Annotated in this window: 11 protein-coding genes and 3 pseudogenes; 10 read left to right on the forward strand and 4 right to left on the reverse strand. The window is 73.1% G+C overall.

The annotated features are described in order from the left end of the window. Nucleotides 1-18 precede the first annotated feature (18 nt). Nucleotides 19-384 (reverse strand): transposase, encoded by a 366-nt coding sequence (locus OHT74_RS34440; RefSeq protein ID WP_443047621.1) that lies wholly within the window; start codon nt 382-384, stop codon nt 19-21. Nucleotides 385-645: 261 nt separating this feature from the next. Between OHT74_RS34440 and OHT74_RS34445 the strand changes: the two genes are divergently transcribed. Continuing rightward, on the forward strand, nt 646-1,125 hold the full coding sequence (locus OHT74_RS34445) for a hypothetical protein (RefSeq protein WP_328622364.1): 480 nt from the start codon (nt 646-648) through the stop codon (nt 1,123-1,125). Here the strand turns inward: OHT74_RS34445 and OHT74_RS34450 are convergent. Beyond that, on the reverse strand, nt 1,122-1,841 hold the full coding sequence (locus OHT74_RS34450; RefSeq protein WP_328622365.1) for a phosphatase PAP2 family protein: 720 nt from the start codon (nt 1,839-1,841) through the stop codon (nt 1,122-1,124). The two genes, OHT74_RS34445 and OHT74_RS34450, sit on opposite strands and share 4 nt — an antisense overlap. Before the next feature lie 94 nt (nt 1,842-1,935). Then, on the reverse strand, nt 1,936-2,898 hold the full coding sequence (locus OHT74_RS34455; RefSeq protein WP_328622366.1) for an alpha/beta hydrolase: 963 nt from the start codon (nt 2,896-2,898) through the stop codon (nt 1,936-1,938). Between the two features lie 246 nt (nt 2,899-3,144). Between OHT74_RS34455 and OHT74_RS34460 the strand changes: the two genes are divergently transcribed. From OHT74_RS34460 to OHT74_RS34500, 9 genes and pseudogenes are all read left to right on the forward strand, one after another. Beyond that, the gene (locus tag OHT74_RS34460) at nt 3,145-3,693 is read left to right on the forward strand and encodes an ATP-binding protein (RefSeq protein WP_328622367.1); all 549 of its coding nucleotides are present in this window, start codon (nt 3,145-3,147) and stop codon (nt 3,691-3,693) included. A gap of 129 nt (nt 3,694-3,822) precedes the next feature. Beyond that, nucleotides 3,823-5,457, forward strand: a pseudogene (locus OHT74_RS34465) (AMP-binding protein); the annotation flags it as partial. Between the two features lie 120 nt (nt 5,458-5,577). Then, nucleotides 5,578-5,970: pseudogene (locus tag OHT74_RS34470) on the forward strand (acyl-CoA thioesterase); the annotation flags it as partial. 52 nt (nt 5,971-6,022) lie between these two features. Then, a complete protein-coding gene (locus tag OHT74_RS34475; protein ID WP_328622368.1) occupies nt 6,023-8,326 on the forward strand; it encodes an oxidoreductase in 2,304 nt (767 codons plus the stop codon). A gap of 11 nt (nt 8,327-8,337) precedes the next feature. Continuing rightward, nucleotides 8,338-9,372: a carbon-nitrogen hydrolase family protein gene (locus OHT74_RS34480; protein WP_266670103.1), complete on the forward strand. Its 1,035-nt coding sequence runs from the start codon at nt 8,338-8,340 to the stop codon at nt 9,370-9,372. Beyond that, nucleotides 9,369-10,523 (forward strand): cupin domain-containing protein, encoded by a 1,155-nt coding sequence (locus tag OHT74_RS34485; protein ID WP_328622369.1) that lies wholly within the window; start codon nt 9,369-9,371, stop codon nt 10,521-10,523. Before OHT74_RS34480 ends, OHT74_RS34485 begins: the two co-directional genes overlap by 4 nt. A gap of 17 nt (nt 10,524-10,540) precedes the next feature. Next, nucleotides 10,541-11,455, forward strand: coding sequence for a fumarylacetoacetate hydrolase family protein (locus tag OHT74_RS34490; protein WP_328622370.1), 915 nt, complete (start codon nt 10,541-10,543; stop codon nt 11,453-11,455). A gap of 88 nt (nt 11,456-11,543) precedes the next feature. After that, nucleotides 11,544-12,269, forward strand: coding sequence for a maleate cis-trans isomerase family protein (locus tag OHT74_RS34495; RefSeq protein ID WP_266673286.1), 726 nt, complete (start codon nt 11,544-11,546; stop codon nt 12,267-12,269). A 58-nt stretch (nt 12,270-12,327) separates the two neighbouring features. Continuing rightward, a complete protein-coding gene (locus tag OHT74_RS34500) occupies nt 12,328-13,161 on the forward strand; it encodes a PaaX family transcriptional regulator (RefSeq protein ID WP_328622371.1) in 834 nt (277 codons plus the stop codon). 560 nt (nt 13,162-13,721) lie between these two features. Here the strand turns inward: OHT74_RS34500 and OHT74_RS34505 are convergent. Then, nucleotides 13,722-13,958 (reverse strand): annotated as a pseudogene (locus OHT74_RS34505) (alcohol dehydrogenase catalytic domain-containing protein); the annotation flags it as partial. Nucleotides 13,959-14,004: the final 46 nt, after the last annotated feature.

Consider the following 14,004-nt stretch of genomic DNA (forward strand, 5'->3'; position numbering starts at 1 on the left):
TGTTGGGTAATCGGGTGATCACTCGTTCTTGGTCTCGTCGGTGAGGCGGCGGGCTGCTTCGGTCTCGATGGGGCCGCGCGGTTCGATCTCCTCGCCGGCGAGGCGGGCGGCCCAGACCAGTCCGACCTGCGGAAACAGGTCCTGGATGCCGGTGAGGACCAACTTCGCGCCCGCCTGATCCTGCACCGAGGCCGAGTGCACGACCGCCCGCGGCGCGAGCCCGCAGGTGTCCACCAGCAGGTGCCGCTTTCGGCCCCGTACTTGCTTGCCCGCGTCGTATCCGGTCGCCTGGCCGCCCTGGTGACTGCGGGCCGACTGCGAGTCCGGCACCGCCGCCGAAGGCTGCGGATCCCGGCCGCCCGCCTCCCGGACCCGCTCGCGCAACGTGTCGTGAACCCGGCCCAGCGGTCTTGGGGAAGTGGGGTGCGTTTCCGCGTCGTTCGGTGCGTGCTCTCGGCGTGGCGGCTGAAGACCCTCGTACTGGACGTACTTGGGTCTTCGGCCGGTGTGGCGAGAGTGCGTGGCGGCCGGCGTGGGGGCGTGCCTCACTTCCCCGAGCCCGCTTGGGCCGTCCCGGCAGGGGCGGCGAGGCCGCAGGGCGTGTGGCGCCCGCCGCGCCCGGGCCGGCTGCCATCCTCGTCGTCCGTGGATGTGAGCACGTTCTACGCTCTCTTCTCCGCCACCTGCTTCACCCTGGTCGGCCTGTGGTGGAACGTCGTCCAGAGCCACTCGGACTGGATGCGCGACCTTGCCCTGCGGCGCGTCGTCGGCGGGATCTACCTGTCCTTCCTGCTGCCCGCCCTGATGGGCCTCTTCGCGCAGGTCGGCGGCGCCGAGCAACCACAGATCTGGCGGGTGGCCTTCATCGCCCTCGACGTGGTCGGCTGCGTGTGCACCCTGCGGCTGCTGGCCCGCTCCCGCGGCGACCACTTCGTCGCCTGGCAGCAGGCCGGCGCCGCACTGCTCTACGTCCTGATCGCAGTCGTCGGCGCCTTCCCCGAACTCGCCCGCCACATCGGCCTGCGCCCCATCCAGGCCGAAGCCCTGATGCTGATCGGACTGATCGTCCTGGGCCACGCCCTGGTCTGGCGGTTCATGGCGGGAGAAGGCCGCGCCTCGGACTAGGCCGATCGCGCGGGGGCCGATCGCTGCCGTCGGGCGTGTTCCCGGGCGAGGGCGGGGGTGAAGGCCCACCACGCCAGCAGTGCGGCCCCCGCGCCGGCCGCTGCACCGGCCACCGTGTCGGTGAGCCAGTGGGCGTGGAGCCAGGTGCGGCTCCACATCATGGCCAGCGTGAACACCACGCCACCGGCCCACCACGCCCGGCGCCGGGCCGCCGGGACCAGCAGGACACCGACCAGGACGACGAGCAGCGCCGCCCCCGCCGCATGGCCCGACGGGAAGGAGCCGTGGTCGACGCGGACCAGCGGGTGCGCCGGGCGCGGGCGGTCCACCAGGTGCTTGAGCGCCTGCACCACCAGCATGCCGCCCACGAGGTGGACCCCGAGCAGGAAGCCCACCGAAGTCCAGCGCCTGCGGACGAGCAGGAAGACCAGCATCCCGAGCGGCACGACGACGCCCAGCGGGCCGCCGAACCAGTCGAGGACGGCCGCGGGGGCCGCAGGGAGCCCGTCGTGCGGGCCGCCCATCCAGCTCAGCCACCGGTCGTCCGCACCCTGGAACGGGGGGTTCGCGACGTCCGTACGGACGGTGAGGGTCAGCGCTGCGGTCAGTCCGAGCAGCAGCACGGCCAGGAGCAGGGTGCCGGGGCGGCGGCGCAGGTCCGCCGCCTCCGGCGGGGCCGCGGTGGGGCGGGCCGAAGTGATGGTGTGCCGGGACATGGCTGCCTTTCGACGTACGCGTGGGGGCGCGGCCGGGCCGCGCCCCCACGGTGGGACCGGTCTGTGAAGCGGTGTGTCCGGGACGGGACGGGGTTCAGGCCCCCGCGCCCAGGTGCCTGGCCAGGAACGCGACGCTGTCCGCGACGATCGCGGGGATGTCGGGGGAGCCGAGGAAGATGTGGTCGGCGCCCTCCACGGGCTGCAGCGCCACCTCGCCTCCCGCGCCCGTCAGCGCCTCGGCGAGGGCCTCGCTCTGGCTGTACGGGACGAGGCCGTCCGCGGTCCCGTGCACCAGCAGGAACGGTGGCGGGTTCGAGCCGGGGACGGCGTACGTGACCGGGCTCGCGACCCGGGCCGGCTCCGCCTGCTCGGCTGCGGGAACACCCAGTAGGGCGTCGTACGGGTTGGGGAAGTCGGCGCCGGTCGGCATCGGCAGCGGGTGCGCGGCCAGGGCGGGGAGGTCATGGACCCCGTACCAGTCGACGACGGCAAGGACACCGGTGTCGCCGGAGCCGACGCCGTGGGTCCCCTCCAGCGCCTCCAGCGTCCCGGCGTCCGTGCTGCCGGGGCGGACGAGGCCGGCGAGGGCGGCCAGGTGGCCGCCCGCCGACTCGCCCCAGACGCCGATCCGGTCCGCGTCGATGCCGAGGGGGGCGGCGAAGTGCCGGACGTAGCGGATCGCGGCCTTGACGTCGTGCAGCTGCGCGGGGAAGGGGGCCTCGAGGCTGTGCCGGTAGTCGACGGAGACGAGCGCGAGCCCGGCGCCGAGGACCGCACCGTGCAGCAGGGCGGCGGGCACGGTCGGCGGCGGGTAGCGGCGGTCGCCGTCCAGCCAGCCGCCGCCGTGGATCCAGACGACCGCCGGGAACGGGCCTTCGCCCGCGGGGAGCTGTACGTCGAGGAGGCGGGGGCGGTAGCCGGGGGTGGTGGCGTACGTGATCCCGTCGAAGCGGCGTATGCCGTCCGCGCCGGTCACGGGCGGTACGGGCGGCTGGAACGACGGGGGCGGCCAGGCCATGTCGGCGATGGCGAACTCGGCCGGGGGAGACTGCGTCATTTACGGCTCATCCCATTCGGTGTGCGGCCTCGGAGGCCGGCGGGTCCCGGTGCGGGCGGCCCAGACTTCGTAACGTTTGTCCGAAATGCTTGCGCGGGGCACCGGGGAGACATAGCGTGTTACACGTGTAATCACGACTCTAGCGACGCGTTTCCGCTGACCACAAGCCCATCGGGTACCCGAGTTCCTGGGTAGTTACACGAGTCACTCGCGGACGGCGTCGCATTCCCCCGCCGGGAGTACGTCATGTTCACCGCCGCCACCCTCCCAGTCGAGGCCGCCTCGGTCGCCGCCGTCCCTGCGCAGCCCGCCGGCGCCCCTGCCTCTACCTCCGCCCCTGCCCCTGCCCCTGTCCCGGCCCCGGCTCGTGCCCGGGTCCGCAGCTTCGCCCACTGGGCGGTCGAGCCCACCGCGGTCGCCGTCCCGCTGGTGCGGGCCCGCGTCCGGGCCGTGCTGGAGGGCTGGTGCATCGCCGCCGAGGCGGTGGACGTCCTGCTGCTGGCCGTCAGCGAACTCGCCGCGAACGTCGTCCGGCACGCGGCCGCTGCCACCGGGCGGATGCGGGTCGCAGTGGCCTTCGGCGGGGGATGGCTGCGGCTGGAGGTCGCCGACCAGGGGGTCCGGCTGCCCCGGCTGCCCCATCCCGCCGCCGAGATCGCCCCGGATGCCGAAAGTGGTCGCGGGCTGCTGATCGTCCAGCTGCTCGCGACCGAGGCGGGTGGCCAACTCTCGGTCGTCGCAGATGAGTTCGGGACGTCCGTGCGGGTGTGCCTGCCGGTCGCGCCGACCGCCTGAACCGGTTCGCGGGCGGTCCGGAGGCCGCTCGGCGTTCATCGAAATATCGAGCAATGTTGACGGACGCAAAATTATCGAGATAACTTGCTCCGCATCTCCCCCGCTGCTCCCTGATTGAGGTGCCGCCCCATGGAGCTCTCCCCTTCCGCCCACGCCGACCCCTTCTGCAGGGACCGGCTGCCGGCCTTCCCCCTCTGGCCCGAACTCCACTTCGATCTCCCGGAGTTGGCCTACCCCGACCGCCTCAACTGCGCCGGACGCCTGCTCGACGAAGCCGTCGAGCGCTGGGGCCCCGACCGCACCTGTCTGCTGACCCCGACCGAGCGCTGGACCTACGGCGAGCTCCAGCAGCGCGCCAACCAGGTCGCCCAGGTCCTCACCGAGGACTTCGGCCTCGTCCCCGGCAACCGCGTCCTGCTGCGCGCCCCCAACAACCCCTGGCTCGTGGCCGCCTGGTTCGGCGTCCTCAAGGCCGGCGGCGTCGCCGTCACGACGATGCCGCTGCTGCGCGCCTCCGAACTCGCCGAGCTCTGCGAGATCAGCCGCCCCACCGTCGCCGTGTGCGACCACCGCTATGTCGACGAGCTCGCCGCGGCTGCCGGCGAAGGCCCCGCCGACCTGCCGGTTCTCGCGTACGGCGGCCCCGGGGTCATGGACCTGACCGCGCGTTGCGCGGCCAAGAGCGGCGTGTTCGCCACCGTCCCCACCGCCGCGGACGATGTGGCGCTGATCGCCTTCACCTCCGGTACGACCGGGCGCCCCAAGGCGACCCTGCACTTCCACCGCGACGTGCTCGCCAATGCCGACACCTTCTCCCGGCACGTGCTGAAACCCCGCCCCGACGACGTCTTCACGGGTACGCCGCCGCTCGCCTTCACCTTCGGCCTCGGCGGGCTCGTGGTCTTCCCGCTGCACGTCGGGGCCGCGACCCTGCTGATCGAGCAGGCAGGGCCGGAGCAGCTGGCCGACCTCGTCGCCGAGCACGGCGTGACCGTCCTGTTCACCGCGCCCACCGCCTATCGCGCGATCATGGCCGCCGGCGCAGTGGGCCGACTGGCCGGACTGCGCCGCTGCGTGTCCGCCGGAGAGGCGCTGCCCGCCGCCGTGTGGGAGGAGTTCCACGCCGCCACCGGACTGCGCATCATCGACGGCATCGGCGCCACCGAGATGCTGCACGTCTTCATCTCCGCGGCCGACGGTGACATCCGGCCCGGTGCCACGGGCCGGCCCGTGCCCGGCTACCGCGCCGCCGTGGTGGACCGGTACGGCGCCCCCGTCCCCGACGGGCAGCCGGGGCTGCTGGCGGTCACCGGACCCACCGGCTGCCGCTACCTCGCCGATCCGCGCCAGACGGCGTACGTCAGGAACGGCTGGAACATCACAGGCGACACCTACATCCGCGATGCCGACGGCTATTTCTGGTACGTGGCACGCAGCGACGACATGATCGTCTCCTCCGGCTACAACATCGCGGGCCCGGAGGTCGAGAAGGCCCTCGCCGCTCATCCGTACGTCGAGGAGTGCGGGGTCGTCGGCGCCCCCGACGACCGGCGGGGCATGCTGGTCAAGGCGTACGTCGTGCTCGGTGCCGGTGTCCCGGCGGACGAGGCGACGGCCCGTGAGCTGCAGGCCCACGTCAAGGGGGCCATCGCCCCGTACAAGTACCCGCGTGCCGTCGAGTTCGTCGCACGGCTCCCGCGCACCGGCAACGGAAAGCTCCAGCGCGGCGAACTGCGCGAATGGGCCCGCTCCGCAGCCGGGGCCCCGGCCCCGGATCCCACTCCGGCCCCGGTCGGAGCCGACGGCGGCTGCGCCGCCGGCTGCCCCGAGGCCCTCGTTCCGCACCTGCCCGGCGTGGTCATCGAGCGCCGCGTCGAGTGGCCCGACACCGATGCCGCCGGGCACTACCACCACTCCACCGTCGTGCGCTGGGTCGAGGCGGCCGAGGCCGTGCTGCTGCGCCGCCTGGGCCTGGCGCACCTCTTCGGCAGCACCCCGCGCGTCCACTTCGAGGCCGACTACCGGGCCCGGCTGTGGTTCGGCGAGGCCGTGCGCATCGAGCTGAGCGTCGCCAAGGTCGGCGCCAGCTCCCTGCACTACGTGTTCACGGTCCACGGCGAGGGGGACGTGGAGGCCGCCGCCGGGCGGATGGTCATCGCCCACTCCGCCTCCCGCGCGACCGGGACCACGCCCTGGCCCGCCGACGTGCGCGAGGTGCTGACGAAGTCGGGCCCGCAGGCACCGGAACTCCTCACGAGAGATATCGAGCATTGTTGACGGTCGCTAAATCTGCACCATATGTTGTTCCGGAACCACGAGGAGGTACGCCGTGCGCGTAGCAGTCATCGGAGGAGGGCCCGGCGGGCTGTACTTCGCAGCCCTGGCCAAGCAGCTCTCCCCCCACTGGGACGTCACCGTCTGGGAGCGCAACGCCCCCGACGACACGTTCGGCTTCGGGGTCGTCTTCTCCGACGAGACCCTCGACGGCATCGCGCAGGCCGACCCCGAGATCTATGCGGCCATGTCGGCCGAGTTCGCCCGCTGGAGCGACATCGACGTCACCTACCGACGCCGGACCCTGACCTCCGGCGGCCACGGCTTCGCCGCCCTCGGGCGCCGGCAGCTGCTGCGGATCCTCCAGGAGCGCTGCGCCGCCCTCGCGGTGGACGTCCGCTACCGCACACAGGCCCCGCCCGCCGCCGAGCTGGCGGCCACGTACGACCTCGTCGTCGCCTGCGACGGCGTACGGTCGGCCACCCGCGCCGCCTACGCCGACACCTTCGGGCCCGACCTGGACGAACGCTCCGGCCGCTACATGTGGCTCGGCACGGACAAGGTCTTCGAGGCCTTCACCTTCCTCGTCGAGGAGCGGGACTTCGGCACCCTCCAGGTGCACGCCTACCCCTACGACTCCACCCGCTCCACGTTCATCGTGGAGATGGACGAGGCCGCCTGGCGGCGCGCGGGCTTCTCGGAGTTCGCGGACCGCGACCACCCGCCCGGCGCCAGCGACACGGACAGCATCCGCCGCTGCGAGGAGATACTCGCCGGCCATCTGGACGGGCACCGGCTCCTGCCCAACAACTCCAAGTGGCTGCGCTTCACCACGGTGCGCAACCGCACCTGGCGGCACGAGAACGTCGTCCTCCTCGGGGACGCCGCCCACACCGCCCACTTCTCCATCGGCTCCGGCACCAAGCTGGCCATGGAGGACGCCCTCGCCCTGGCGGCCTGCCTGCACGAGCACCCGGACGTCCCCGGCGCACTCGCCGCGTACGAGGACGAGCGCCGCCCGGTCGTGGAATCGACCCAGCGCGCCGCCCAGGCCAGCCTCGAGTGGTTCGAGAACATCGGCCGCTACACGAGTCAGGAACCGCCCCAGTTCGCGTTCAACCTGCTGACCCGCAGCCGCCGCGTCACCTACGACAACCTGCGCGTGCGCGACGAGGAGTTCACCACCGCCGTCAACTCCTCCGCTCCGGTGCCCCCGATGTTCCGCCCCTTCCCGCTCGGCGGCCTGCTCCTGCGCAACCGGGTCGTGGCGGCGCCCACCGCGCTCGGCACGGCGCGCGACGGCATCCCGGGGGACTTCGACCTCGTCCACCTGAGCACCCAGGCGCTCGGCGGCTCCGGCCTGGTGCTCGCCGGGATGACCGCCGTCAGCGCCCAAGGCCGGGACGCCCCCGGCTGCCCCGGCCTCTACACCGACGAACAGGAAGCCGCCTGGCGGCGGATCACCGACTTCGTCCACGGCCAGTCCGACACCTGCCTCGGCATCCAGCTCACCCACGCCGGCCGCCGCGCCGGCACCGGCGACGGCCCGCCGATCGCCGCGTCCGCCCTGGCCTGGGACGAGCGCAGCCCGGTCCCGCGGGAGGCCGCCCGGGCCGATATGGACGTCCTCGTACGGGACTTCGTCCGCGCGGCCCGGCGCGCCGACCGGGCGGGCTTCGATGTGCTGGAACTCCAGTACGGGCACGGCCAGTTGCTGTCCGGCTTCCTCTCGCCCCTGACCAACCTGCGCACCGATGCGTACGGAGGCGACCTCGCCGGGCGGCTGCGCTTCCCGCTGGAAGTGCTGGACGCCGTACGGGCGGTGTGGCCCGCCGGCAAGGCCCTGCTCGTCCGGATCTCCGCGGCCGACTGGGCCGAGGGCGGACTGACCGAGGCCGACGTCGTGGCCATCGCCCGCGCCCTCGCCGATGCCGGCGCCGACGGGATCGACGTGTCCACCGGTGAGGTCGTCGCCCACGAGCGGCCCCGCTACGGCCGCAGCTACCAGACCCCGTACGCCGACCTGATCCGCAACGCCACCGGGGTCCCCACCATCGCCGTCGGCGCGATCTCCACGTACGACGACGTGAACTCGATCATCCTGGCCGGCCGGGCCGACCTGTGCGGGGTGGGCCGCGCCCAGCTGCACGACCCGCTCTGGACCCTGCACGCCGCGGCCGCCCAGGGCTACCACGGGCCCGCCGCGCCCTGGACGCCCTCCTGGAAGGCGGGCAGCGGCAGACCGCCCGCCGCCCGTACCGACCGGGTCCCGCCGCGCCTGGAGCTGCTGCGGCAGCCCGCCGCGCCGGTGCACCAGCGCTGGCTGCCGCGTCTCGCCGCCGCCGCGCCGGCCAACTGAGGAGACCCCTGATGGAGACCCTGCCCCCGAACCGCCCGCCCGTGCACCACCTGCCCCGCTTCACGGCGGCGGCCGTCCAGGCCTCGCCCGTCTACCTGAACCCCGCCGCCACCGTCGACAAGGCCGTCGCGCTGATCGCGGAGGCGGCCGCGAACGGGGCCGAACTCGTCGTCTTCCCCGAGGTGTTCGTCCCCGGCTACCCGTACTGGAACTGGACGATGAACCCCGTCCAGGGCTCGCCCTGGTTCGAGCGACTCCAGCGCGCCTCGGTCGACATCCCCGGCCCGTACGTCGACACCCTGCGCGCGGCGGCCCGCCAGTACGGGGTCGTCCTCGTCATCGGCGTCAACGAGCGCGCCGCGCACAGCCTCGGCGTCCTCTACAACACCCTGCTCACCATCGGACCCGACGGCGAAATCCTCGGCATCCACCGCAAGCTGGTGCCCACCTGGGCCGAGAAGCTCACCTGGACCGGCGGCGACGGCAGCTCCCTGCGCGTCCACCCCACCCCCGTCGGCCCGCTCGGCGCCCTCGCCTGCGGCGAGAACACCAACACGCTGGCCCGCTTCGCCCTTCTCGCCCAGGGTGAACTGGTCCACGCCTCCTGCTACATCGCCCTGCCCGTGGCCCCGGCCGACTACGACATGGCCGACGCCATCGCCGTCCGCACCGCCGCCCACAGCTTCGAGGGCAAGGTCTTCTCCGTCGTCGCCTGCTCCACCGTCTCCCCGGAGATCGTCGACCTGCTCGCCGGGGACGACGAGGAGCTGCGCGCCCTGTTCCAGCGGCCCCGCAGCGCACTGTCCGGGATCTTCGGCCCCGACGGCCGGCCGGTCACCGAACCGCTCGTCGACGACGAGGGCATCGTCTACGGCGAGATCGATCTCGGCCGCTGCATCCAGCCCAAGCAGATGCACGACATCACCGGCCACTACAACCGCTTCGACATCTTCCGCCTCGAAGTCGACAACCGCCCCCGCCTGCCGGTGACCTTCACCGCGCCGCCCGCGGGTCCCCTGACCACCACCGCTGAGGAGGACGTATGACCATCGAGCAGGACGACACCATGCTCGGCCGCGCCCGGGTCGCCGACACCCCCGAACTCGAGCGCTACTACGGCGAGCTCGAGGCCCTGGACGCCGGCGCGCTGTGGACCGTCGCCAACGACATCGAGCCCTGGTACCCGCAGCCCAAGTCCGTTCCCGTGCTGTGGCGCTACGAGGAGCTGCGGCCCCTCGTCCACAAGGCGCTCGGCCTGGTCAAGGCCGACGACGCCGGCCGCCGCGTCGTGATGCTCGTCAACCCCGGCCGCAAGGACGTCAGCGCCGCCGCCGGCCTCCTCTACACCGGGCTCCAGATCATGGGCCCCGGCGAGGCCATGACCGCCCACCGCCACCAGGCCGCCGCCCTGCGCTTCGTCCACGAGGGCACCGGCGCCTGGACCATCGTCGACGGCCAGAAGCTGAAGGTCGGCCCGCGCGATTTCGCGATCACCCCCAACGGCACCTGGCACGAGCACGGCAACGACGCCGACGACGCCCCCGTCATCTGGCAGGACGGCCTCGACATCCCGCTCGTCAACGCCCTCGACGCCGGGTTCTACGAGGTCCACCCCGAGCTCCACCAGACGCCCGGGAAGGTGGTCAACTCCTCCGTGCTCCAGTACAGCGCGAACCTGCTCCCGTACGGCTCGGAGCGCTGGAGCCGGCCCTACTCGCCTCTGCTCGCCTACCCGTGGGAGCCGACGTACGAGGCCCTGCTGGGCCTGGCGAAGGCGAGCAAGGGCTCCCCGTACGACGGGATCATCGCCGAGTACACCAACCCCGTCACCGGCGGCCCGGTGATGCCCACCATGGGCGCACACATGCAGCTGCTGCGCCCCGGGCAGGCCACCCGCGCCCACCGGCACACCGGCTCGGTGATCTACACGGCCGCCAAGGGGCACGGGGTCTCGGTCATCGCCGGGCAGCGCTTCGAATGGCGCCAGGGCGACATCTTCTGCGTCCCCTCCTGGGCCTGGCACGAGCACCACAACCTGGACCCCTCCGAGGACGCCTGCCTGTTCTCCTTCAACGACTTCCCGGTCATGCGCTCGCTCGGCTTCCACCGCGAAGAGGCGTACCCGGACAACGACGGCCACCAGCCGATGCCCGCTGCCGCGCCGAACGCTGCCGCCGCCCCGACCGCCACCGCCTGACCCCGAGGAACCCCACCATGCGCCTGCTGACCTTCACCACCGCCGCCACCGGCGACTGCGCGCCCCGCCTCGGCGTCGACGTCGACGGCCTCGTCCTCGACCTCGGGGTCCTGGCCGACCACGCCGGCGTGGACCTCCCGCGCGATCTGCTCGCGTTCGTCCAGGCGGGCCCCGCCGCCCAGGAGGCCGCCCAGCGCCTCGTCTACGCCGATCCCGCCGCCCGCCCGGCCGGGGCCGTGCACCGGCTCGAAGACGTCACCCCGGCCGCCCCGCTGCGGCCCGGCAAGATCATCGGGGTCGGCCTCAACTACGTCGAGCACGTCGAGGAGTCCAGCCGCAGCCTGGACACCGACAAGGAACTCCCGCCGCGTCCCGTGCTGTTCAGCAAGCCCGCCACCGCCGTCACCGGCCCCGGCGCGCCGATCCTGCACAACGGCGACCTCACCCAGCAGCTCGACTGGGAGTGCGAGCTGGCCGTCGTCATCGGCCGCACCGCGTTCCGGGTGAGCGAGGAGGAGGCGTACGACCACATCTTCGGCTACAGCATCGTCAACGACATCAGCGCCCGCGACCAGCGCCGCTCCGGCCAGTGGTTCTTCTCCAAGGGGCAGGACTCGTACGCGCCCTTCGGCCCGGTGGTGGTCACGGCGGACGAGATCGGCGACCCGATGGCACTGGACCTCTCGCTGCGCGTCAACGGCGTCACCAAGCAGAAGTCGAACACGCGGCACATGCTGTTCCCGATCGCCCGCCTCATCGCCGACATCAGCTCCGGCGTGACCCTGGAGCCCGGCGACGTCATCGCCACGGGATCGCCCTCCGGCGTCGGCGCCGGCATGGTGCCGCCGGAATTCCTCGTCCCGGGTGACACGGTCGAGGCGACCGTCGAGCGCATCGGGACCCTGGCCAACCCCGTCGTCGACGCCCGCTGATCCCCCTACGCCCAGCAAGCCCCGAGGAGTACCCGTGCCGCCCCGCACCTACCGCATCGGCCAGATCGTGCCGAGCTCGAACGTGACCATGGAGACCGAGGTCCCCGCCATCCTGCGCGCCCGCCAGGCGGTCGTGCCCGACGAGAGGTTCACCTTCCACTCCAGCCGGATGCGCATGACCCATGTGACGCCGGAACAGCTCAAGGCCATGGACGCCGACTCCGACCGCTGCGCCGTGGAACTGTCCGACGCCCGCGTGGACGTGCTCGGCTACGCCTGCCTGGTGGCGATCATGAGCATGGGCCTCGGCTACCACCGCACCTCGGAGCAGCGGCTGCACACCCGTACGGTCGAGAACGGCGCCCCCGCACCCGTCGTCACCAGCGCGGGCGCCCTCGTCCACGGACTGCACACCATCGGCGCCCGCAAGATCGCCCTGCTCGCCCCGTACATGCGCCCGCTCACGCGGACCGTCGTGGACTACCTCACCCACGAGGGCATCGAGGTCCTCGACTACGAGGCCCTCGAAATCCCGGACAACCTCGACGTGGCCGCCCACGACCCGGCCAAGCTGCCCGGCCTCGCCCGCGCGCTGGAGTACGCGGACGCCGACGCGGTCGTGCTCTCCGCCTGCGTGCAGATGCCCTCCCTGGGCGCCATCGAGGAGGCCGAACAGCTCCTGGGCAAGCCGGTGGTGTCGGCGGCGGTCTGCACCGCCCACCAGATGCTGCGCGCACTCGACCTGCCGGCGGTGGCCCCGGGGGCGGGACACCTGCTCTCCGGCGCTTATGCGGAGGCCCCGCTGCCGCAGTAGGGGGCCGGGCTCCGGGCGGGCTCGATATGATCGCGACCGCGTACAACGGAAGGCGATCATGTCGGACAGCCCCCTCAGGCCCAGCTCGTTGATCAATACGGTCTACGGAGCGTTCCTGCGCCGCCTCGGCGGCTGGATCTCCATCGCGGACCTGATCACGCTGATGGGCGAGCTGGACGTCGACGGCCCGGCGGTGCGGTCGGCGATCTCACGGCTCAAGAAGCGCGGCGTCCTCGAACCGGAGCGCCGGGGTGCCACCGGCTACCGGCTCAGCCCGGCAGTGCACCCCGTCTTCGACGAGGGCGACCGCCGCATCTTCGCCAGCCTCGAACCCGCCGACCTGGCCGACGGCTGGGCCATGGCGGTGTTCTCCGTACCGGAGTCCGAGCGCTCCCACCGCTACCAGCTGCGCACCCGGCTGACCTGGCTCGGCTTCGGCAACATCGCCCCGGGCGTGTGGCTGGCCCCGGGCCGGCTGCTCGAGGACGCCCGCGGCATGCTCGTACGGCTCGGCCTCAGCGAGTACGTGCACCTGTTCGCCGCCGACTACGCCGCCTTCAGCGACCTGGCGCAGACGGTGAGCGAGTGGTGGGACTTCCCGGCGATCCAGACGCAGTACGCGGCCTTCACCGACACCTACGCCCCCGTCGCCAAGCGCCTCGCGGCGGAGGGGGAGCCCGGCCCGGCCGAGGCGTTCCGCCACTACGTGCCGCTGCTCACGCAGTGGCGCCGCCTGCCGTACCTCGACCCGGGCCTGCCGACCGAACTCCTGCCGGCCGACTGGAACGCGGTGGCCGCCCGCCAGGTCTTCCAGCAGCTCCACGCGGTCCTGCTGGAGCCGAGCCTGCGCCACGTCCGGGAGGTCACGGGCCTGGAGGAGGACACCCTCTAAGGCAGCGGCGGAACGGTGTACGTCGGGATCGACGGGTCGTCCGGGTCGGGCTTCCACGGCGTCCAGTCGGGCGTCAGCTCGGGCCGGGGCGGCGCAGGCGGCGGATGGGGACCGCGGTAAGGGTTCTGCGGGATCGACGAGGTGCGCGGCGGGGTCGAGGCCTTCGGCCGGGCGCCGGGGGTGGCCGTCGGGTCCGGCGTCTCGTCCGGCTCCGCGGAGGCGGCGGCGGGCGTGGGCGGCGGCGCAGCAGCGGTCGGCGAGGACGAGGGCGAGGCCGTCGCCGACGGGCTTGCACTCGTGCCCGGCGTCGGCGAACCGGACTTCTCCGGCGCCGGGGACGCGCCGTCGGAACAACCGCCGAGCAGCAGGCCGCCCGCCAGCAGCGCGGTCACGGATATCGGCACTCTGCCGTGAGGGCTGACGCCCACCGGCCACCTCCTGGAACACGATCTGGTCAGTGCGCGGTGATCGTAGCTCAGACCTGCGCAGATGCTCCCGGCAGGATGACGGTCACCGCGCGCCCGGGCGCCGTGCCCATCGCCGCGAGAGCGGCCGGGGCCGCCGGGCCGCCGGCCCACGACCCCGGAGCCCACCGCCTCCACCACGCCGGCGAGTTCGTGCCCGGGCACGTGCGGCAGCGCGATGTCCGGACCGTGCCCCATCCACCCGTGCCAGTCGCTGCGGCACAGCCCCGTCGCCCCGACGCGCACCACGACCCCGCCCGGGGAGGGACTCGGATCGGGCACCTCGCGGACCTCGGCCGGCTGCCCGTACTGCTGGAACACCACCGCGCGCAGGGGAACCGCCCTCCGCTCGGCTGCCCCGCACGCCACCCCGCACCCG

The sequence above is a fragment of the Streptomyces sp. NBC_00354 genome, assembly GCF_036106915.1.
Lineage (GTDB): Bacteria > Actinomycetota > Actinomycetes > Streptomycetales > Streptomycetaceae > Streptomyces.

Excerpts from the sequence above, each read along its gene's own strand:
- OHT74_RS34450 (WP_328622365.1), bottom strand. The coding sequence starts at position 1,841 with ATGTCCCGGCACACCATCACTTCGGCCCGCCCCACCGCGGCCCCGCCG.
- OHT74_RS34455 (WP_328622366.1), bottom strand. The coding sequence starts at position 2,898 with ATGACGCAGTCTCCCCCGGCCGAGTTCGCCATCGCCGACATGGCCTGG.
- OHT74_RS34460 (WP_328622367.1), top strand. The coding sequence starts at position 3,145 with ATGTTCACCGCCGCCACCCTCCCAGTCGAGGCCGCCTCGGTCGCCGCC.
- OHT74_RS34480 (WP_266670103.1), top strand. The coding sequence starts at position 8,338 with ATGGAGACCCTGCCCCCGAACCGCCCGCCCGTGCACCACCTGCCCCGC.
- OHT74_RS34485 (WP_328622369.1), top strand. The coding sequence starts at position 9,369 with ATGACCATCGAGCAGGACGACACCATGCTCGGCCGCGCCCGGGTCGCC.
- OHT74_RS34490 (WP_328622370.1), top strand. The coding sequence starts at position 10,541 with ATGCGCCTGCTGACCTTCACCACCGCCGCCACCGGCGACTGCGCGCCC.
- OHT74_RS34495 (WP_266673286.1), top strand. The coding sequence starts at position 11,544 with ATGGAGACCGAGGTCCCCGCCATCCTGCGCGCCCGCCAGGCGGTCGTG.
- OHT74_RS34500 (WP_328622371.1), top strand. The coding sequence starts at position 12,328 with ATGTCGGACAGCCCCCTCAGGCCCAGCTCGTTGATCAATACGGTCTAC.